General features: G+C 43.7%; 15 protein-coding genes, 3 tRNA genes, 2 rRNA genes, 1 other RNA gene and 1 other annotated feature. Of the genes, 17 read left to right on the plus strand and 4 right to left on the minus strand.

What is annotated here, in order from left to right:
* Positions 1-42: 42 nt before the first annotated feature.
* From guaB to J1899_RS00100, 6 genes are all read left to right on the plus strand, one after another.
* On the plus strand, positions 43-1,509 hold the full coding sequence (gene guaB, locus J1899_RS00075) for an IMP dehydrogenase (RefSeq protein ID WP_066441840.1): 1,467 nt from the start codon (positions 43-45) through the stop codon (positions 1,507-1,509).
* A 262-nt stretch (positions 1,510-1,771) separates the two neighbouring features.
* Complete coding sequence (locus tag J1899_RS00080; protein WP_214478706.1) at positions 1,772-3,073, plus strand: D-alanyl-D-alanine carboxypeptidase family protein; 1,302 nt, start codon at positions 1,772-1,774, stop codon at positions 3,071-3,073.
* 200 nt (positions 3,074-3,273) lie between these two features.
* Entirely contained in the window at positions 3,274-4,155 is an 882-nt protein-coding gene (pdxS, locus tag J1899_RS00085) for a pyridoxal 5'-phosphate synthase lyase subunit PdxS (RefSeq protein WP_214476827.1), read from the plus strand.
* A gap of 12 nt (positions 4,156-4,167) precedes the next feature.
* Positions 4,168-4,761, plus strand: coding sequence for a pyridoxal 5'-phosphate synthase glutaminase subunit PdxT (pdxT, locus tag J1899_RS00090; RefSeq protein ID WP_214476829.1), 594 nt, complete (start codon positions 4,168-4,170; stop codon positions 4,759-4,761).
* Between the two features lie 74 nt (positions 4,762-4,835).
* Positions 4,836-5,049, plus strand: a binding site (T-box leader).
* Positions 5,050-5,099: 50 nt separating this feature from the next.
* Entirely contained in the window at positions 5,100-6,380 is a 1,281-nt protein-coding gene (gene serS / locus J1899_RS00095) for a serine--tRNA ligase (RefSeq protein WP_214476830.1), read from the plus strand.
* A gap of 98 nt (positions 6,381-6,478) precedes the next feature.
* A tRNA-Ser gene (locus tag J1899_RS00100) sits at positions 6,479-6,571 on the plus strand.
* Positions 6,572-6,697: 126 nt separating this feature from the next.
* Here J1899_RS00100 and J1899_RS00105 read toward each other — a convergent pair.
* The 4 genes from J1899_RS00105 to J1899_RS00120 all read right to left on the minus strand — a co-directional run bounded on the left by J1899_RS00105 (position 6,698) and on the right by J1899_RS00120 (position 10,100).
* Positions 6,698-7,366, minus strand: a complete 669-nt coding sequence (locus J1899_RS00105) for a deoxynucleoside kinase (protein WP_066441832.1) — start codon at positions 7,364-7,366, stop codon at positions 6,698-6,700.
* 16 nt (positions 7,367-7,382) lie between these two features.
* The gene (locus tag J1899_RS00110) at positions 7,383-8,033 is read right to left on the minus strand and encodes a deoxynucleoside kinase (protein ID WP_066441831.1); all 651 of its coding nucleotides are present in this window, start codon (positions 8,031-8,033) and stop codon (positions 7,383-7,385) included.
* Between the two features lie 174 nt (positions 8,034-8,207).
* Complete coding sequence (locus J1899_RS00115) at positions 8,208-9,494, minus strand: glycoside hydrolase family 18 protein (protein WP_214476832.1); 1,287 nt, start codon at positions 9,492-9,494, stop codon at positions 8,208-8,210.
* A 36-nt stretch (positions 9,495-9,530) separates the two neighbouring features.
* Positions 9,531-10,100: a cysteine hydrolase family protein gene (locus J1899_RS00120; RefSeq protein ID WP_066441828.1), complete on the minus strand. Its 570-nt coding sequence runs from the start codon at positions 10,098-10,100 to the stop codon at positions 9,531-9,533.
* Positions 10,101-10,185: 85 nt separating this feature from the next.
* Here J1899_RS00120 and tadA point away from each other — a divergent pair, with 85 nt between their 5' ends.
* The 11 genes from tadA (at position 10,186) to J1899_RS00175 (ending at position 19,992) form a co-directional block, all read left to right on the plus strand.
* Complete coding sequence (gene tadA / locus J1899_RS00125) at positions 10,186-10,716, plus strand: tRNA adenosine(34) deaminase TadA (protein ID WP_214476834.1); 531 nt, start codon at positions 10,186-10,188, stop codon at positions 10,714-10,716.
* Positions 10,717-10,791: 75 nt separating this feature from the next.
* Positions 10,792-11,056, plus strand: an RNA gene (gene ffs / locus J1899_RS00130) — signal recognition particle sRNA large type.
* Positions 11,057-11,180: 124 nt separating this feature from the next.
* Entirely contained in the window at positions 11,181-12,878 is a 1,698-nt protein-coding gene (gene dnaX, locus J1899_RS00135; RefSeq protein ID WP_214476836.1) for a DNA polymerase III subunit gamma/tau, read from the plus strand.
* Between the two features lie 21 nt (positions 12,879-12,899).
* Positions 12,900-13,220, plus strand: a complete 321-nt coding sequence (locus J1899_RS00140) for a YbaB/EbfC family nucleoid-associated protein (protein ID WP_066441824.1) — start codon at positions 12,900-12,902, stop codon at positions 13,218-13,220.
* 268 nt (positions 13,221-13,488) lie between these two features.
* Positions 13,489-14,085 carry a recombination mediator RecR gene (gene recR / locus J1899_RS00145; protein WP_066441822.1) on the plus strand — a complete coding sequence of 199 codons (597 nt, stop codon included), beginning with the start codon at positions 13,489-13,491 and terminating at the stop codon, positions 14,083-14,085.
* A gap of 16 nt (positions 14,086-14,101) precedes the next feature.
* Entirely contained in the window at positions 14,102-14,320 is a 219-nt protein-coding gene (locus tag J1899_RS00150; RefSeq protein ID WP_066441819.1) for a YaaL family protein, read from the plus strand.
* Between the two features lie 90 nt (positions 14,321-14,410).
* Entirely contained in the window at positions 14,411-14,674 is a 264-nt protein-coding gene (locus J1899_RS00155; protein ID WP_066441817.1) for a pro-sigmaK processing inhibitor BofA family protein, read from the plus strand.
* A 456-nt stretch (positions 14,675-15,130) separates the two neighbouring features.
* Positions 15,131-16,680: ribosomal RNA gene (locus tag J1899_RS00160) — 16S ribosomal RNA — on the plus strand.
* A gap of 103 nt (positions 16,681-16,783) precedes the next feature.
* Positions 16,784-16,860: transfer RNA gene (locus J1899_RS00165), tRNA-Ile, on the plus strand.
* Between the two features lie 9 nt (positions 16,861-16,869).
* Positions 16,870-16,945 (plus strand) — tRNA-Ala (locus J1899_RS00170).
* Positions 16,946-17,058: 113 nt separating this feature from the next.
* Positions 17,059-19,992: ribosomal RNA gene (locus J1899_RS00175) — 23S ribosomal RNA — on the plus strand.
* Together the 16S and 23S rRNA genes with 2 tRNA genes alongside form the textbook arrangement of a ribosomal RNA operon.
* The last annotated feature ends 55 nt before the right edge of the window (positions 19,993-20,047 follow it).

Genomic DNA, 20,047 nt, shown 5'->3' on the forward strand with positions numbered 1-20,047 from the left:
TTGATAACCTACTAATAATATTTTCGTCTAGGAGGGAAAAATATGTGGGAAAATAAGTTCGTTAAAGAAGGTTTAACGTTTGATGATGTTTTACTTGTACCAGCAAAATCTGAGGTATTGCCGAAGGATGTAAACTTAAGTGTTCAGTTGACTGAAAAGATCAAGCTTAATATTCCAATTATCAGTGCCGGAATGGACACAGTAACTGAGGCTGAGATGGCCATTGCAATGGCTCGACAAGGCGGACTTGGCATTATTCATAAGAATATGTCAATTGAGCAGCAGGCGGACTTGGTTGATAAAGTAAAGCGCTCCGAAAGCGGCGTTATTACAGACCCATTTTTCCTTACTCCTGAACAGCAAGTTTTTGATGCTGAGCATTTAATGGGAAAATACAGAATTTCCGGCGTTCCGATTGTTAATAATCAAGATGAACGAAAGCTTGTGGGAATTTTAACAAATCGTGATCTTCGTTTTATTCAAGATTTTTCTATTAAAATATCTGATGTGATGACAAAAGAAAATCTTGTTACTGCACCAGTAGGTACAACATTGGATGAAGCAGAAAAGATTCTGCAAAAATACAAAATTGAAAAACTTCCACTTGTTGATCAAGAAGGAACATTGCAAGGATTAATTACAATCAAGGATATCGAAAAAGTGATTGAGTTCCCTCATTCAGCTAAGGATGAGAAGGGAAGATTGCTGGCAGGTGCCGCAGTAGGCGTAACGAAAGATACCATGAAGCGTATTGAAATGCTTGCAAAAGCACAGGTCGATGTCATTGTTGTGGATACAGCACATGGGCATTCAAAAGGTGTTATTGATACAGTCAAAGAAATTCGCAGTGCATACCCTAAACTAGCTATTATTGCAGGTAATGTCGCTACTGCAGATGCTACCCGAGAGTTAATTGAAGCGGGTGTCGATGTAGTTAAAGTCGGCATTGGGCCAGGATCCATCTGTACAACAAGAGTTGTAGCAGGTGTCGGTGTACCACAGATTACAGCTGTTTATGATTGTGCTACAGAGGCAAGAAAACATGGAAAAACGATTATTGCTGATGGCGGTATTAAATACTCTGGAGATATCGTTAAAGCACTCGCTGCAGGCGGACATGCTGTAATGCTTGGCAGCTTGCTTGCTGGTGTATCAGAAAGCCCTGGAGAAACAGAAATTTTCCAAGGTCGCCGCTTTAAAGTATACCGCGGAATGGGATCAGTAGGGGCAATGGAAAAAGGATCTAAGGATCGTTATTTCCAAGAGGACAATAAAAAGTTTGTGCCAGAAGGTATTGAAGGCCGACTTCCTTATAAAGGGCCATTATCAGATACAATCTATCAGCTGATTGGCGGACTTCGTTCTGGTATGGGTTACTGTGGAACGAAAGACCTAACAGAATTACGGGAAAACGCACAATTCATCCGCATGACTGGCGCTGGATTAAGAGAAAGCCACCCGCATGATGTACAGATTACAAAAGAATCACCAAACTATTCTATTCAATAAAATGTATGCCGGGCAGAGACATCACGTTCTCTGCCTTTTTTTATTTGTGGTTATGAACAGAGCCTTTACCAAATGTTCCTGATAAACTCATACAAAAGCAATAGAGTTTTTAATAATTGCAGACAAGAATAGGTAAATACTCAAGCTACTTTTTGTAATAGAGTTATGATAAAATAACAAAAGCTGCAAAAAATAGTTGGAGGTCTTTAGGTTGAAAAGAACTTTTTATCGTCAGTTTGTTGTAGGGTTACTAACACTTGTTATGGCATTTAGTCTTCTCCCTGGTATAGGGGCAGTAAAAGCAGAGGATGTACTTAGCATCAATGGAGATGCCGCTATATTAGTAGAGGCAGAAACGGGAAAGGTTCTTTACTCTAAAGATGCAGACAAAGTGCTTGGAATTGCAAGCATGACTAAAATTATGACAGAATACTTGCTGCTAGAAGCTATTGAAGAAGGCAGAGTTACATGGGATCAAGAATATGCGGTAAGTGAATATGTATGGAAAGTTTCACAAGATACAGCATTATCAAATGTACCGTTAAGAAGAGACGGTACTTATAACATTAAAGAACTATATGAGGCAATGTCTATTTACTCAGCAAATGGTGCTACTATAGCTATTGCTGAAACCATTGCTGGTTCAGAAACTAATTTTGTAAAAATGATGAATGAAAAGGCAGAGGAGCTTGGCTTAAAAGATTATAAATTTGTCAACTCTACTGGTTTAAATAACAGAGATTTAAAAGGGACAATTCCTGCTGGCAATCCGGATGAGGAAAATGTTATGTCTGCAAGAGCTACTGCCAAGCTAGCTTCTGCTCTTATTAATGAGTACCCAGAAATACTTGAAACGACTAGTATTCCTGAGAAAGTCTTTAGAGAAGGCACAGATGATAGAATTGAAATGGAAAACTGGAACTGGATGCTTCCTGATCTCGTATATGGTTATGAAGGCGTAGATGGCCTTAAAACAGGTACAACTGATTTTGCCGGCTATTGCTTTACAGGTACCGCTTTGCGTGATGGTACCCGCTATATTACTGTTGTCATGAATGCGAAGGATGATGATGGTTCAGCATCTTATAAATCCAGATTTGATGAAACGAAGAAAATGCTTGATTATGGCTTTGCTAATTTTAGTGAGGAAGAAATTCTCCCAGCAGGCTATACGGTAAAAGGAACTGAATCATTGCCAGTTGTAAAGGGTAAAGAAGATCAAGTGAACATTGAAACAGCTGAAGCGATATCTTTAATCGTAAAGAACGGGGAAGCAGAAAATTATAAACCCGTACTTGTGATTGATGAAGATAAATTAAATGAAGATGGTCAGCTGACTGCTCCAGTAAAAAAAGGTGATAAGATTGGTGAATTAACACTGGAAGGTGCAGATGGGGAGATGGACTTCCTATCTGAAGCAGGACAGAGCACCATTACAGTCGATGTTATAGCTGCAGAGGACGTAGAGAAGGCAAACTGGTTTGTGCTCTCCATGAGAGGTGTGGGAGGCTTCTTTAGCGACATCTGGGGCAGTGTATCTTCCACTGTAAAGGGCTGGTTTTAATTTTCGCTGAATATTTGTGTAAGTATAAGGAATCCTGTCACTGACAGGGTTCTTTTTTATGAAAAAGTTTTGGTTAAGAGGATATCTTTTTCTAAACAGATTTATCCGATCAGATAAATTGTATTTTCCTTTTAGAAGATTCAATTTATAATGGAAGAGATCCATCAATTAAAAAGATGGCAAGGATAAGGGGGATTAACATGAAAACAGGTACAGATCGAGTTAAGCGCGGCATGGCAGAAATGCAAAAAGGCGGCGTGATTATGGACGTTGTGAATGCAGAACAGGCGAAAATTGCAGAAGAGGCTGGCGCTGTTGCTGTAATGGCGTTAGAGCGAGTACCATCTGATATCCGTGCTGCAGGCGGTGTCGCTAGAATGGCAGATCCTCGTATTATGGAAGAAGTAATGAACGCTGTTTCTATACCGGTTATGGCTAAAGCTAGAATTGGTCATATTGTCGAAGCACGTGTGCTCGAGGCAATGGGTGTAGATTACATAGATGAAAGTGAAGTTTTAACTCCAGCAGATGAAGAATATCATTTAAATAAAAGAGATTATACAGTTCCATTTGTCTGCGGATGCCGGGATCTTGGAGAGGCACTTCGCAGAATTGGTGAAGGAGCTTCAATGCTTCGCACAAAAGGTGAACCAGGAACAGGAAATATCGTTGAAGCAGTCCGCCATATGAGAAAGGTTAATGCACAAGTGCGCAAAGTATCGAACATGAGCGAAGATGAACTCATGACAGAAGCAAAGCTTTTAGGTGCTCCTTATGAATTGCTTCTTGAAATCCGCAGCTTAGGCAGTCTGCCAGTTGTAAACTTTGCAGCGGGAGGAGTTGCAACGCCAGCAGATGCAGCACTTATGATGGAGTTAGGTGCTGATGGTGTATTTGTCGGTTCTGGTATTTTTAAATCAGAGAATCCAGCTAAGTTTGCTCGTGCGATTGTAGAAGCAACAACACATTATCAGGATTATAAGCTGATTGCTGAATTATCTAAAGAACTTGGCACGCCAATGAAGGGAATTGAAATTTCTTCCCTGGCTCCAGAAGCAAGAATGCAGGAGCGCGGCTGGTAAGGAGCAGATACAATGATAAAAATAGGGGTATTAGGACTGCAAGGTGCAGTAAGAGAACATGTCCGTTCAATTGAAAGCTGTGGAGCAGAAGCGATCGTTATTAAAAAGATAGAGCAGCTGGAAGAGGCTGATGGTCTAATCATCCCTGGCGGAGAAAGCACAACGATGCGCCGGCTGATTGATAAGTACGACTTCATGCCAAAACTCAAAGAGTTTGCGGATTCAGGTAAACCTATGTTTGGCACATGTGCAGGTTTAATATTATTGGCAAAGCAAATTATTGGCTATGAAGAGCCGCATATCGGAGCTTTAAATGTGAAGGTGGAGAGAAATTCTTTTGGCAGGCAAAAAGAGAGCTTTGAAGCAGACTTAGATATTGCCGATGTAGCTGAAGATTTCACAGCTGTCTTTATCCGAGCGCCGCATATTGTCGAAGCTGGTGAAAATGTTGAGGTATTAGCTAAACATGAAGGGCGGATTGTGGCCGCAAGAGAAGGCCAGTTTCTCGGCTGTTCATTTCATCCTGAATTAACTGATGATCATCGACTAACTCAGTATTTTATTAATATGGTAAAAGAAGCGAAAAAGCCATTAGCAAAACAATGACTTTCAAATTCTAAGCATAATAGAGTTGCAAATGAGGCATAATTGTAGTAAATTATGAATTACTAAAACGTATAGTGAAAGCATTGAGAGGAAGCAGTAGCAGGTATGTCATTCTCTAGAGAGCCGATGGTTGGTGGAAATCGGCGAATGTGGCTTGTGAATCCATCCTTGAGCGGAGCTTGGAAAGCATTTGTGAGTAATAGCTCCCGGTTAATACCGTTACAGAATTAAGGTGGAAGGCTCATGCTTTCAACTAGGGTGGCAACGCGGGTAACTCTCGTCCCTTTTTTGGGGACGGGAGTTTTTTGTGTTCTATAAAACATTAGGAGGCAGAAAACATGCTGGATATTAAAGTATTAAGAGCAGATTTTGAAGGTGTTAAAGAAAAGCTGCAGCATCGCGGAGAGGATTTAACAGATTTAAATAAGTTTGAAGATCTGGATGTAAAAAGACGTGAAATTATCGTTGAGGCAGAGCAGCTGAAGAGCAGAAGAAATGAAGTGTCTCAGCGGGTCGCTCTTTTAAAACGTGAAAAAAAGGATGCGGACCAATTAATTGCTGAAATGCGTGAGGTAGGAGACCGTATTAAAACTCTTGATGAAGAGCAGCGTGCTGTTGAAGAAGAACTAAATCTATTGCTCCTAAGCATCCCGAACATCCCGCATGAGAGTGTTCCTGTCGGTGAAACAGAGGATGATAATGTAGAGGCTTGGAACTGGGGAGAAGTAAAGGAATTTGACTTTGAACCAAAGCCGCACTGGGATGTAGCAGATACTCTTGGTATTTTAGATTTTGAAAGAGCCAGCAAAGTAACAGGCAGCCGTTTTGTTTTTTATAAAGGGCTGGGAGCTCGTCTTGAGCGTGCGTTATTTAACTTTATGCTTGATCTTCATACAGAGGAAAATGGATATGAGGAAGTCTTGCCGCCATACATGGTAAACCGTGCAAGCATGACAGGAACAGGTCAGCTTCCGAAATTCGAGGAGGATGCTTTCTTAATTGAAAGTGAAGACTATTTCCTGATCCCAACAGCTGAGGTACCGGTTACAAATATGCACCGTGACGAGATTATGGATGGAGGACAGCTACCTGTTCAATATGCAGCATTTAGTGCCTGCTTCCGTTCTGAGGCAGGTTCAGCAGGACGAGACACAAGAGGTCTCATCCGTCAGCACCAATTTAATAAAGTAGAACTTGTGAAATTTGTTAAACCAGAAGATTCTTATGCTGCGTTAGAAAGCTTAACAAAGGATGCCGAGAAGGTTCTGCAGCTGCTTGGTCTGCCATACCGTGTAATGAGCATGTGTACAGGAGATTTAGGTTTTACAGCAGCGAAGAAGTATGATATCGAGGTTTGGATTCCAAGTTATAACACATACCGTGAGATTTCTTCTTGCAGTAACTTTGAGGCATTCCAGGCACGCCGAGCAAACATTCGCTTCCGCCGTGATCCAAAGGGCAAACCAGAGCATGTTCATACATTAAACGGTTCTGGCCTTGCGCTCGGCCGTACGGTTGCCGCTATTTTAGAAAATTATCAGCAGGCTGACGGCAGTGTGGTCATTCCAGAAGTTTTACGCCCATATATGGGGAACAGAGATGTTATTTCTCCAGCATAAATAAAGCCATTTTGAGCGGGTGTTTTGCCCGCTCAAAAAAATATTAAAATAATGTTGACTTTCATTTTTGTACATGTTATATTAATTCTTGTCGATACGGAGGAATACCCAAGTCCGGCTGAAGGGATCGGTCTTGAAAACCGACAGGCGGGTTAAACCGCGCGGGGGTTCGAATCCCTCTTCCTCCGCCATTATATTTGACATTACACGCGCATAAATATATGGAGATTATCTAACCGCTGCTGTTTCAGTAGCGGTTTTCCTTTTGTCCGGAATCTCTTTCCATAGAAAAAAATAAACCGCTGATTTTCAGCGGTTTATTTCTTTAGTAATTGTGTTTGTTTCATAAAGTGGGAGATGCGTTCGATAATCGGTTCAATGGATCCTTCCTGCGCAATAATGTCATATTCATTAATGTTCAAGCGCAGGACTGGGCAAGCATTAAAGCCATCAATCCATGATTCATAACGCTGATGCATTTCCTTCCAGTATTCTACAGGTGTCTGCTGCTCCATTGGACGGCCGCGTTCATGAATACGTTCTAAAATGTCTTCAATAGAACCTTCTAAATAAATCAGCAAGTCTGGATGAGGGAAGTAAGGAGTCATGACCATCGCATCAAAGAGACTTGTGTACGTTTCATAGTCAACAGGAGACATCGTCCCTTTTTCAAAGTGCATTTTTGCAAAAATGCCAGTATCCTCATAAATAGAACGATCTTGAATAAAGCCTCCGCCATACTCAAAAATTCTTTTTTGTTCCTTAAAGCGTTCAGCAAGAAAGTAAATTTGCAGGTGGAAGCTCCAGCGTTCAAAATCAGCATAAAACTTGTCCAAATAAGGATTCGTATCAACCTTTTCAAAGGAAGTGCGGAAATTAAGTGCATTTGCTAATGCGTTAGTCATCGTAGATTTTCCGACACCCACTGTGCCGGCAATCGTAATAACCGAATTTGCAGGTATATTGTACTTTTCTCTTAAGTTCATATCCATTAGGCCCCTTTTAATTCTTATGGTCAATGCATTTTTTCTTTTCTAATGCATTCGATAGCTCATTATAAATATGGAGTAAGTCTTCTTTATTTTTTACAAAGTCAAGATTATCACCGTTAAAGCGAAGGACAGGAATATCTGGATGCTTAGCTTCAAAATCATTCATAGCATTTTGATAATCAATCGATAATTGCTCTAAATATAATGGGCTAATATTTTTCTCAATTTCTCTGCCGCGCATTTTAATTCGATCTAAGAGCGTTTCAAGACTCGCATCCAAATAGATGATGACATTTGGTTTGGGCATATCTGCTGTTAAAATATCATAGATCTTTAAGTATTTATTATATTCACTTTCATTCAGAGATCTTTGCGCAAAAATAAGGTTTTTGAATATATGATAATCTGCCACAACAGGCTTGTTTTTATTTAAATAATGATGATGAATGTCGCTAAGCTGCTTATAACGGTTGCAAAGAAAAAACATTTCCGTTTGAAAGCTCCATTCTTCAATATTATCGTAGAATTTCCCTAAAAAAGGGTTCTCGTCAACAATCTCTTTTAAGAGTGTGAATTGATAGTGTTCAGAGATTGCTTTCGCAAGTGATGTCTTGCCCACACCAATTGGTCCTTCTACAGTTAAAAAAGGTATTTCCCCCATGATATCCTCCTACTCACCCGCCACATACGATTATGGGATTTATTTAATAATCAATTTTAAGCACGTCTAACTATTTTACCACATTTTAATATGCTGTGATATGGGGGAAAATATAGGAGAAAAGAAAAACAGCTTCCTCTGAAGGAAAGCTGTTCAACGTACGAATATCTGCTTTTAAGCTCTTTTTGTCACGTTAAAATTATCAGAGATGAGGAGCCAGTTTTGCGGAAAGGCTAGACCTAGCTTCCAGTAGCTCACTCCCCTTAAGTTAAGCTCCTTTACCAGGTCGAATTTAGCCTGAATGGAACGGCCGTCCTCGAACCATACTTCATGATCTCTTCCTTCATTATCCCTGTAGCGGAAGAAAGGTGCTTGTGCACGTGTATCATACTGAATCGCTACATTATTATCAGCTGCAATTTGGATCGCCTGCTGCGGACTGACTGCTCTTGCGACTGATCCTTGCACAAAGGGCAAAGTCCAATCGTATCCATATAAGTTTTGCCCCATTAAAATTTTGGTTGAAGGCATTTCGCTAATCGCATATTCTAGCACGTCTCGAACCGGGCCAATCGGAGATACGGCCATGGCAGGCCCGCCGCTATAGCCCCATTCGTACGTCATGATGACCACAAAGTCTGCAATCTCCCCATGTGCCCGGTAATCATGCGCCTCATACCAGGCACCTTGCTGTTCAGCACTTGTTTTGGGAGCAAGAGCTGTGGAGAGCAGCCAGCCTTCCGCTTGGAATCGCTGTTTTGCGCGACGGAGAAATTGGTTATATGCTTCGCGATCTGCTGGGCGCAAGTATTCAAAGTCAAAGTGAATATCGCGAAAGCCATATTTTCGTGCTGTTTCCACAATATTATTTAAGAATCGATTTTGCACTTCCATATCATTCAGAAGAATGCGGCCAAGCTCGTCGCTGAACTGGTCATTTTCCTGATTGGAGATGACCATCATTAAAACATTGTTGTTCGCTGCGGCAATAGCAGGAAAGTCATTTAAGAGCGGCTCACGCAGAGAACCATCCCGAAGAGCCTGAAAATTAAATGGAGCCAGATAGGTTAAATAAGGAGCAGCTTCACGTGCAGCTTCCTCAAGGGCGGGAGCAACGGTGGTTCCCCGCGGCTCTACATAGGCATTAAATTCTGCAGCAACTTTGGGCTGCTGTGGAATATAAAGACGGAAGCCAACTTGCAGAGGCTGGTTAACAGACAAGCCATTAATCCTAGCTAATTCTTGATAAGTTAAACCAAAACGCTGGGAAATGGAATAAAGACTATCACCGGGCTGAACCCAGTAAAAGCTGCCGACGATCGGAATAACAAGTGTTTGGCCGACGACCAGATTATTAGGATTGGGTAGTTCATTTGCTTCTATCAGGTCTTCTGCGGTTGTGCCAAAGGCCCCTGCAATACTTGTTAATGACTGACCAGGACGAACAACATGAATTTGCATAGCAATTCCCTCCTTATTACACACACTGCTACCATTTTATGAAGGGAACTTGCCAGTAATGTTATAATTATCTTCAGAAATGGGATCAATATTTGCTTTTAGCACCTGATTCATCATGAGAAGAGCATATTGATTATCTTCATCACAATTGGATGCAATACAATTTTCGGGCACGACCAATTGATATTCGCGCATATAAGCATCATTGGCGGTAAAAAGGACGCAAATATTCCCAGCAATTCCTGCTAAATACAGCGTATCAATGTTAAGCTGATTCAGCAGAGTATTTAATGCTGTTCCAAAAAATCCAGAATGCTTCGGCTTAATTAAAAAATACTCGTCATCACGAGGCTGGATTTTTTGAATGACTTTATCACTTATATCATTACTGCAATAATCGATAATTTTATAAAGATTTGCCTGCCATAAATTATAGTGATCATTTACATAAATGACCGGGTGATGATGATGGTGAAAATAAGCCCTTAAGGCATTAATGGGTACTGTAAGGTGATCTGCTTTTTCTGCTAATAAAGCACCTTCTTTAAATTGAAAGTCATTGATCATATCTATAATAATGAGAGCAGGAGCTATAGGTTTGGTCATAATTTAATCACCGCCTTTAGCGTTAGTGTAGTTTAAAATTAGGTTTTTAATCATACGGTGCTTCAAGAGGGTGGTGCGGGAGTGAATGCAAGTGGAATACAATGAAGATGAGTATTATATGAAGGAAGCAATAAAGGAAGCCAAAAAGGCAGAGCTGCTTGATGAAGTCCCGATTGGAGCGGTGATTGTCCATAATGGTGAAATCGTAGCAAGAGCCCATAATCTGCGGGAAACAGATCAAAACGCACTTGCACATGCGGAACTTCTTGCTATTGATGCAGCCTGTCAGCAGCTCGGGACATGGCGACTGGAGGATGCGGTTTTATATGTTACATTAGAGCCGTGCCCGATGTGTTCTGGTGCAATTGTCTTATCTAGAGTTAAGCGGACAGTATATGGAGCAAAAGATCCGAAGGGCGGCTGTGCGGGGACACTGATGAATCTGCTGCAGGAAAGCCGGTTTAATCACCAAAGCGAAGTTGTTTCCGGGGTTCTTGCAGAGGAGTGCGGTGAATTGCTTTCAGCCTTTTTCAGAGAACTGAGAAACCGGAAAAAGGAAGCAAAAAGGCTGAGCAGACAAGGGACAGACCGCGTTACAGAAATTGACAATGGATAAGCGTTGCTTTTTATATTGAATATTAGTATACTAATTATGCGTCGATAAGACGCCTTAATATTGGTATCAACTTTGCCGTGCTAGGCGGGGAGGTAGCGGTGCCCTGTACTCGCAATCCGCTCTAGCGAGGCTGAATCCCTTCCTGAGGCTGGTATCCTGTAGGGTCTGCCTTAAGTAAGTGGTGTTGACGCCCGGGTCCTGCGCAATGGGAATCCATGAACCATGTCAGGTCCGGAAGGAAGCAGCATTAAGTGGACGCTCCCATGTGCCGCAGGGTTGCCTGGGCTGAGCTAACTGCTTAAGTAACGCTTATGGGCATCAGTCGACGGAAGGTGCACGGCAGTTATATGAATAAGTACAAACTCACTCTATATTTAGGGTGAGTTTTTTACATTTGGTTTTGGAAAAACACTTTTTTATAAGTTATAATAGACAAGACAATAAATTAGGAAGGGGGCGTGTCAATGAGCTATCAGGCTTTATATCGTGTTTGGCGTCCGCAGCAATTTATTGATGTAGTCGGACAGGAACATGTGACAAAGACATTGCAGAACGCCCTGCTTCACAATAAAATTTCACATGCATACCTATTCTCTGGGCCGCGCGGAACAGGAAAAACGAGTGCGGCGAAAATTTTAGCCAAAGCCGTTAACTGTGAACGTGCACCTATTAATGAACCTTGCAACGAATGTTCGGCATGCAGGGGCATTACAGATGGATCCATTCCGGATGTGATTGAAATTGATGCCGCATCCAATAACGGTGTCGAAGAGATTCGGGATATTCGTGATAAAGTGAAGTATGCACCAAGCTCAGTAAAGTATAAGGTCTATATTGTCGATGAAGTTCATATGCTTTCCATTGGAGCTTTTAATGCTTTATTAAAAACATTGGAAGAACCGCCGAAGCATGTTATTTTTATACTGGCAACAACAGAGCCTCATAAAATTCCTCTTACCATCATTTCCAGATGTCAAAGATTCGATTTTAAGCGAATTACTGCACAGGCTATTGTTGGCAGAATGAAGCTGATTGTAGATGAAACTGGCATACAATATGATGAAAAGGCATTGCAAATTGTCGCCAGAGCAGCAGAGGGCGGTATGCGTGATGCTTTAAGCTTGCTCGATCAGGCTATATCATTCAGTGACGGGAAGGTTTCTGAAGAGGACGCACTAATGGTAACTGGCGCGGTTTCACAGAATTTCCTTAACAGGCTAGCATCGGCTGTTCAGCAAAAGGATGCTGCTGCCGGCTTAGAGGCATTGGAGGAACTGCTGTTTCAAGGGAAAGACCCATCGCGTTTTATTGAAGACTTCATCTTATATTATCGGGATATGCTCTTATACAAAGCAGCACCAACTCTTGAAGAGTCGATGGAGAGAGTTATGCTGGATGATGACTTCAAATCTCTTTCCGATGAAATCAATGCGGAAGAGATCTATGAACTTATAGAAGTGCTGAGCAAATCACAGCAGGAAATGAGATGGACAAACCATCCGAGAATTTTCCTTGAGGTAGCCATTATGAAGCTCTGCCAGTTGGAGCGCAGTGGTTCGCCTGCTTCTAGTGCGGATATGAAGCCGCTTTTAGATAAAATCAATCAGCTGGAGCAGGAAGTGCTGGAGTTAAGGAAAAATGGCGTTTCGGCAAAAGAACCTGCTGAGCAGCCTGTGGCAAAGAAGCAGACGAGAAATTCACGTAAAGGCTACCAGGCACCAAGCGGGAAAATAAATGAAATCTTAAAGAATGCAACAAAGCAGGATCTTATTAGTATTAAAAGCCGCTGGGGAGAAATGCTGGACAAACTCGTTCATAATCAAATGAGATCACAGGCAGCGCTACTTAATGAAGCTGAGCCTGTAGCAGCCTCAGATCAGGCTTTTATTATAAAATTTAAATACGAAATACACTGTCAAATGGCTATGGATAATAGCCGATTCCTTGAAACACTGACGAACTCTCTTTACGAATTGATCGGAAAGAGAATGCAGATGGTTGGTGTCCCAGATGAACAGTGGATGGATATCAGAGAAAGTTTTATTCAAAACCAGCGTGATGATTCAGATGGCGATGATGGTTTTGAAGCAAGGGAAGAGGAGCCATTTATTGCTGAAGCAAAGAAACTATTTGGTGATGAACTGCTTGAAATTAAAGACTAAAATAATGGAGGTTTAATAACTATGCGTGGAATGGGTAATATGCAAAATATGATGAAGCAAATGCAAAAGATGCAAAAGAAAATGGCCGAGGCTCAAGAAGAGCTGGGAGAAAAAAGAATTGAAGGAACAGCTGGCGGCGGCATGGTAACTGTCATTGTTTCAGGTCACAAAGAAGTGCTTGAAGTGAATATTAAGGAAGAGGTTGTTGATCCAGAAGATATCGAAATGCTTCAGGATTTAGTATTGGCAGCAACAAATGACGCTTTAAAGAAAGCGGATGAGCTGACAAATTCAACAATGGGCCAATTCACAAAAGGAATGAACCTGCCAGGAATGTTCTAATGATATAACAGGCGCCGCAGCCAGAGGTTTACTAAGCAATTTACCTCGATTCGTGCGGCGCTGTTTTATTACATTTGAAAAATCAGTGCAGTTTCTTATAATAATGATAAAAAAGATAAGAATAGTGTTTAGCTCCAGCGACTAGCCTCTCTTAGGTCTAAGCGAGTCCAGAAAAAGGTCAAAGTACGCCTGCTGTCTGGTTCGTCTTATCTCTTGTACTTGTCGGGGCAGAGGCAGGCGCTTGTGCTTTTCTATATAGGAGGATATTATGCATTATCCTGAACCAATATCAAAGCTAATAGATAGTTTTATGAAATTACCGGGAATTGGGCCAAAAACAGCAGCTCGTCTTGCCTTTTACGTATTGAATATGAAGGAAGACGTCGTACTCGATTTTGCTAAAGCGCTTGTTAATGCAAAACGGAACTTGAGCTACTGTTCTGTTTGCGGCCATATTACAGACCAGGATCCATGTTATATTTGTGAGGATCAGCGTCGGGACCGAACATTGATTTGTGTTGTTCAAGATCCTAAAGATGTCATTGCTATGGAAAAGATGAAAGAATTTAATGGTCTCTACCATGTACTCCATGGAGCGATTTCTCCAATGGATGGAATTGGGCCAGAGGATATAAATATCCCTGATTTACTAAAAAGGCTTCAGGATGATACTGTCCAAGAGGTTATACTGGCTACAAACCCAAATATTGAAGGAGAAGCAACAGCCATGTATATCTCCAGACTTTTAAAACCATCGGGCATTAAGGCAACACGAATTGCTCACGGCTTGCCAGTCGGCGGCGATTTGGAATATGCCGACGAAGTAACGCTGTCAAAAGCGCTTGAAGGAAGAAGAGAAGTTTAAATCTGGAGGAATGAACATGTTTTTTCGTAAAAAGGGCTGGCTTCGGAAGGAATATGATGAAAAGCTGCTGCTTCAAATAGAAGAATTAAAGTCCAATTGGAAAAATCAAAGTACCCTTGTTGAGAAAAGCTTTGATATCACCGAAGAAGCCATTAGTGATGCTAAGCTGGCAGAAGCTAAATATTTTTTTCTATTTAAAGAAGCAAAAAAAAGAAACGTAACAGTTAGATATTAAATCTGTAATTAACCACTGCTCTCAGGTCTATTTGTATAAATTAAACATAAATTTAATAGTACAAGTTGTCTGAGAGGAGAGATTAGAATTATGGATCCGATTATTGTTATCTCGGTCCTGGGAGGACTGGTTTTATTAGTTCTCTTAATGGGAGCTCCAATGAAGCCTGTCCGATTTATTGGACAAAGCTTTGTTAAACTATTAATAGGAGCACTCTTTTTATTTTTTCTAAATGCTTTTGGAAATCAGTTTGGCATTCATGTACCCATTAACCTGGTTACCTCTGCAATATCTGGATTTTTAGGTATTCCAGGTCTATTTTCTTTAGTAGCGATCCAAACTTGGGTGCTTTAATATTGAAGAGCTGAAGAGTTTTAGTCCTCTTCGGCTTTTTTTATGCAAAGATAGTATTATATTTCATCTATATAGCGTCAAAAAGGTGACTTTAACTTTCCTGTATATATATAGGAATTTATTCAGCTATCTCAAACTTCAACATGTAAAATAATAAGTATTTAACTTTAGTATATTTGATTTTAAAAAAAAGATAAAAATAGTGTTGACTTTGCCTATACACGCTGATATTATATTAAGAGTCGTCACAACGACGCACACTCGGCTTTGAAAATACATTAAAAAAAGATGTTGACAAAACGGGTTGATAAATGATATATTAATAAAGTCGCCTCTGAGCGGCGGAGTTAATAAAATTGCTCTTTGAAAACTGAACGAACAATAAAACGTCAACGTTTAAAAAAGATTCTTCGGAATCAACAATGTACATTATGTACACAAGAGCTAATCAACTCTTTCTTGGAGAGTTTGATCCTGGCTCAGGACGAACGCTGGCGGCGTGCCTAATACATGCAAGTCGAGCGGACAGATGGGAGCTTGCTCCCTGAAGTCAGCGGCGGACGGGTGAGTAACACGTGGGCAACCTGCCTGTAAGACTGGGATAACTTCGGGAAACCGGAGCTAATACCGGATAATGCTTTTGGACTCATGTCCTTAAGCTGAAAGATGGTTTCGGCTATCACTTACAGATGGGCCCGCGGCGCATTAGCTAGTTGGTGAGGTAACGGCTCACCAAGGCAACGATGCGTAGCCGACCTGAGAGGGTGATCGGCCACACTGGGACTGAGACACGGCCCAGACTCCTACGGGAGGCAGCAGTAGGGAATCTTCCGCAATGGACGAAAGTCTGACGGAGCAACGCCGCGTGAGTGATGAAGGTTTTCGGATCGTAAAACTCTGTTGTTAGGGAAGAACAAGTACCGGAGTAACTGCCGGTACCTTGACGGTACCTAACCAGAAAGCCACGGCTAACTACGTGCCAGCAGCCGCGGTAATACGTAGGTGGCAAGCGTTGTCCGGAATTATTGGGCGTAAAGCGCGCGCAGGCGGTCCTTTAAGTCTGATGTGAAAGCCCACGGCTCAACCGTGGAGGGTCATTGGAAACTGGGGGACTTGAGTGCAGAAGAGGAGAGTGGAATTCCACGTGTAGCGGTGAAATGCGTAGAGATGTGGAGGAACACCAGTGGCGAAGGCGACTCTCTGGTCTGTAACTGACGCTGAGGCGCGAAAGCGTGGGGAGCGAACAGGATTAGATACCCTGGTAGTCCACGCCGTAAACGATGAGTGCTAAGTGTTAGAGGGTTTCCGCCCTTTAGTGCTGCAGCAAACGCATTAAGCACTCCGCCTGGGGAGTACGGCCGCAAGGCTGAAACTCAAAGGAATTGACGGGGGCCCGCACAAGCGGTGGAGCATGTGGTTTAATTCGAAGCAACGCGAAGAACCTTACCAGGTCTTGACATCCTCTGACACTCCTAGAGATAGGACGTTCCCCTTCGGGGGACAGAGTGACAGGTGGTGCATGGTTGTCGTCAGCTCGTGTCGTGAGATGTTGGGTTAAGTCCCGCAACGAGCGCAACCCTTGATCTTAGTTGCCAGCATTCAGTTGGGCACTCTAAGGTGACTGCCGGTGACAAACCGGAGGAAGGTGGGGATGACGTCAAATCATCATGCCCCTTATGACCTGGGCTACACACGTGCTACAATGGATGGTACAAAGGGCTGCAAGACCGCGAGGTTTAGCCAATCCCATAAAACCATTCTCAGTTCGGATTGCAGGCTGCAACTCGCCTGCATGAAGCCGGAATCGCTAGTAATCGCGGATCAGCATGCCGCGGTGAATACGTTCCCGGGCCTTGTACACACCGCCCGTCACACCACGAGAGTTTGTAACACCCGAAGTCGGTGGGGTAACCTTTTGGAGCCAGCCGCCTAAGGTGGGACAGATGATTGGGGTGAAGTCGTAACAAGGTAGCCGTATCGGAAGGTGCGGCTGGATCACCTCCTTTCTAAGGATGAAATGAAGTTTATCTTCATTAAAAGACGTCTTTATTTGTTCGTTCAGTTTTGAGAGAGCAATCTCTCATTGAAATTATAACTTTACCGTTATGTGGGCCTATAGCTCAGCTGGTTAGAGCGCACGCCTGATAAGCGTGAGGTCGATGGTTCGAGTCCATTTAGGCCCACCATTTCATAACGGGGCCTTAGCTCAGCTGGGAGAGCGCCTGCCTTGCACGCAGGAGGTCAGCGGTTCGATCCCGCTAGGCTCCACCAACATTGTTCCTTGAAAACTAGATAATGCAATATAGAAGAAGATTACCAAGTAATCGCCATCTTAGTTTTTTCTCTCTTATTTATTTTAAGTAAGAGCAATAACCATAAACATTGGTTAAGTTAGAAAGGGCGCACGGTGAATGCCTTGGCACTAGGAGCCGATGAAGGACGGTACTAACACCGATATGCTTCGGGGAGCTGTAAGTAAGCTTTGATCCGGAGATTTCCGAATGGGGGAACCCATCATCCGTAATGGGATGATATCTTTACCTGAATACATAGGGTATTGAAGGCAGACCCGGGGAACTGAAACATCTAAGTACCCGGAGGAAGAGAAAGCAAACGCGATTCCCTGAGTAGCGGCGAGCGAAACGGGATTAGCCCAAACCAAGAGGCTTGCCTCTTGGGGTTGTAGGACACTCTACACGGAGTTACAAAGGAGCGAGGTAAGTGAACAGGTCTGGAAAGGCCGGCCAGAGAAGGTAAAAGCCCTGTAGTTGAAACTTCGTTCCCTCCAGAGTGGATCCTGAGTACGGCGGGACACGAGAAATCCCGTCGGAAGCAGGGAGGACCATCTCCCAAGGCTAAATACTCCCTAGTGACCGATAGTGAACCAGTACCGTGAGGGAAAGGTGAAAAGCACCCCGGAAGGGGAGTGAAATAGTTCCTGAAACCGTGTGCCTACAAGTAGTCAGAGCCCATTTACGGGTGATGGCGTGCCTTTTGTAGAATGAACCGGCGAGTTACGATTACATGCAAGGTTAAGTTGATAAGACGGAGCCGCAGCGAAAGCGAGTCTGAATAGGGCGAATGAGTATGTGGTCGTAGACCCGAAACCAGGTGATCTACCCATGTCCAGGTTGAAGTTCAGGTAACACTGAATGGAGGACCGAACCCACGCACGTTGAAAAGTGCGGGGATGAGGTGTGGGTAGCGGAGAAATTCCAATCGAACTTGGAGATAGCTGGTTCTCTCCGAAATAGCTTTAGGGCTAGCCTCATGTAGTAAGAGTCTTGGAGGTAGAGCACTGTTTGGACTAGGGGCCCTCATCGGGTTACCGAATTCAGACAAACTCCGAATGCCAAAGACTTATCCATGGGAGTCAGACTGCGAGTGATAAGATCCGTAGTCAAGAGGGAAACAGCCCAGACCACCAGCTAAGGTCCCAAAGTATACGTTAAGTGGAAAAGGATGTGGAGTTGCTTAGACAACCAGGATGTTGGCTTAGAAGCAGCCACCATTTAAAGAGTGCGTAATAGCTCACTGGTCGAGTGACTCCGCGCCGAAAATGTACCGGGGCTAAACGTATCACCGAAGCTGTGGATGGACACCATTAGGTGTCCGTGGTAGGAGAGCGTTCTAAGGGCGTTGAAGCTAGACCGTAAGGACTGGTGGAGCGCTTAGAAGTGAGAATGCCGGTATGAGTAGCGAAAGATGGGTGAGAATCCCATCCACCGAATGCCTAAGGTTTCCTGAGGAAGGCTCGTCCGCTCAGGGTTAGTCGGGACCTAAGCCGAGGCTGAAAAGCGTAGGCGATGGACAACAGGTTGATATTCCTGTACCACCAAAATCCGTTTGAGTGATGGGGGGACGCAGGAGGATAGGGTAAGCGCGCTGTTGGATTAGCGCGTCCAAGCAGTTAGGCTGCAAGTGAGGCAAATCCCGCTTGCATACGGCTGAGCTGTGACGGCGAGGGAAATATAGTACCGAAGTTCTTGATTCCACACTGCCAAGAAAAGCCTCTAGCGAGGATTAGGTGCCCGTACCGCAAACCGACACAGGTAGGCGAGGAGAGAATCCTAAGGTGAGCGAGAGAACTCTCGTTAAGGAACTCGGCAAAATGACCCCGTAACTTCGGGAGAAGGGGTGCTCATTAGGGTGTTAAAGCCTTGATGAGCCGCAGTGAATAGGCCCAGGCGACTGTTTAGCAAAAACACAGGTCTCTGCGAAGCCGCAAGGCGAAGTATAGGGGCTGACGCCTGCCCGGTGCTGGAAGGTTAAGAGGAGGGGTTAGCGCAAGCGAAGCTCTGAATCGAAGCCCCAGTAAACGGCGGCCGTAACTATAACGGTCCTAAGGTAGCGAAATTCCTTGTCGGGTAAGTTCCGACCCGCACGAAAGGCGTAACGATCTGGGCACTGTCTCAACGAGAGACTCGGTGAAATTATAGTACCTGTGAAGATGCAGGTTACCCGCGACAGGACGGAAAGACCCCGTGGAGCTTTACTGTAGCCTGATATTGAATTTTGGTACAGCTTGTACAGGATAGGTAGGAGCCTGAGAAACCGGAGCGCCAGCTTCGGTGGAGGCGTCGGTGGGATACTACCCTGGCTGTATTGAAATTCTAACCCGCGCCCCTGATCGGGGCGGGAGACAGTGTCAGGTGGGCAGTTTGACTGGGGCGGTCGCCTCCTAAAAAGTAACGGAGGCGCCCAAAGGTTCCCTCAGAATGGTTGGAAATCATTCGTAGAGTGTAAAGGCACAAGGGAGCTTGACTGCGAGACCTACAAGTCGAGCAGGGACGAAAGTCGGGCTTAGTGATCCGGTGGTTCCGCATGGAAGGGCCATCGCTCAACGGATAAAAGCTACCCCGGGGATAACAGGCTTATCTCCCCCAAGAGTCCACATCGACGGGGAGGTTTGGCACCTCGATGTCGGCTCATCGCATCCTGGGGCTGTAGTCGGTCCCAAGGGTTGGGCTGTTCGCCCATTAAAGCGGTACGCGAGCTGGGTTCAGAACGTCGTGAGACAGTTCGGTCCCTATCCGTCGTGGGCGCAGGAAATTTGAGAGGAGCTGTCCTTAGTACGAGAGGACCGGGATGGACGCACCGCTGGTGTACCAGTTGTTCTGCCAAGGGCATCGCTGGGTAGCTATGTGCGGAAGGGATAAGTGCTGAAAGCATCTAAGCATGAAGCCCCCCTCGAGATGAGATTTCCCATAGCGTCAAGCTAGTAAGAACCCTGAAAGATGATCAGGTTGATAGGTCAGAGGTGGAAGCGTGGCGACACGTGCAGCTGACTGATACTAATCGTTCGAGGACTTAACCACACAATGGCATTACTGTTTTCTTCTTCTAACATTATCTAGTTTTGAAGGAATAACC

Source organism: Cytobacillus gottheilii (genome assembly GCF_018582665.1).
GTDB lineage: Bacteria > Bacillota > Bacilli > Bacillales > Cytobacillaceae > Cytobacillus > Cytobacillus gottheilii.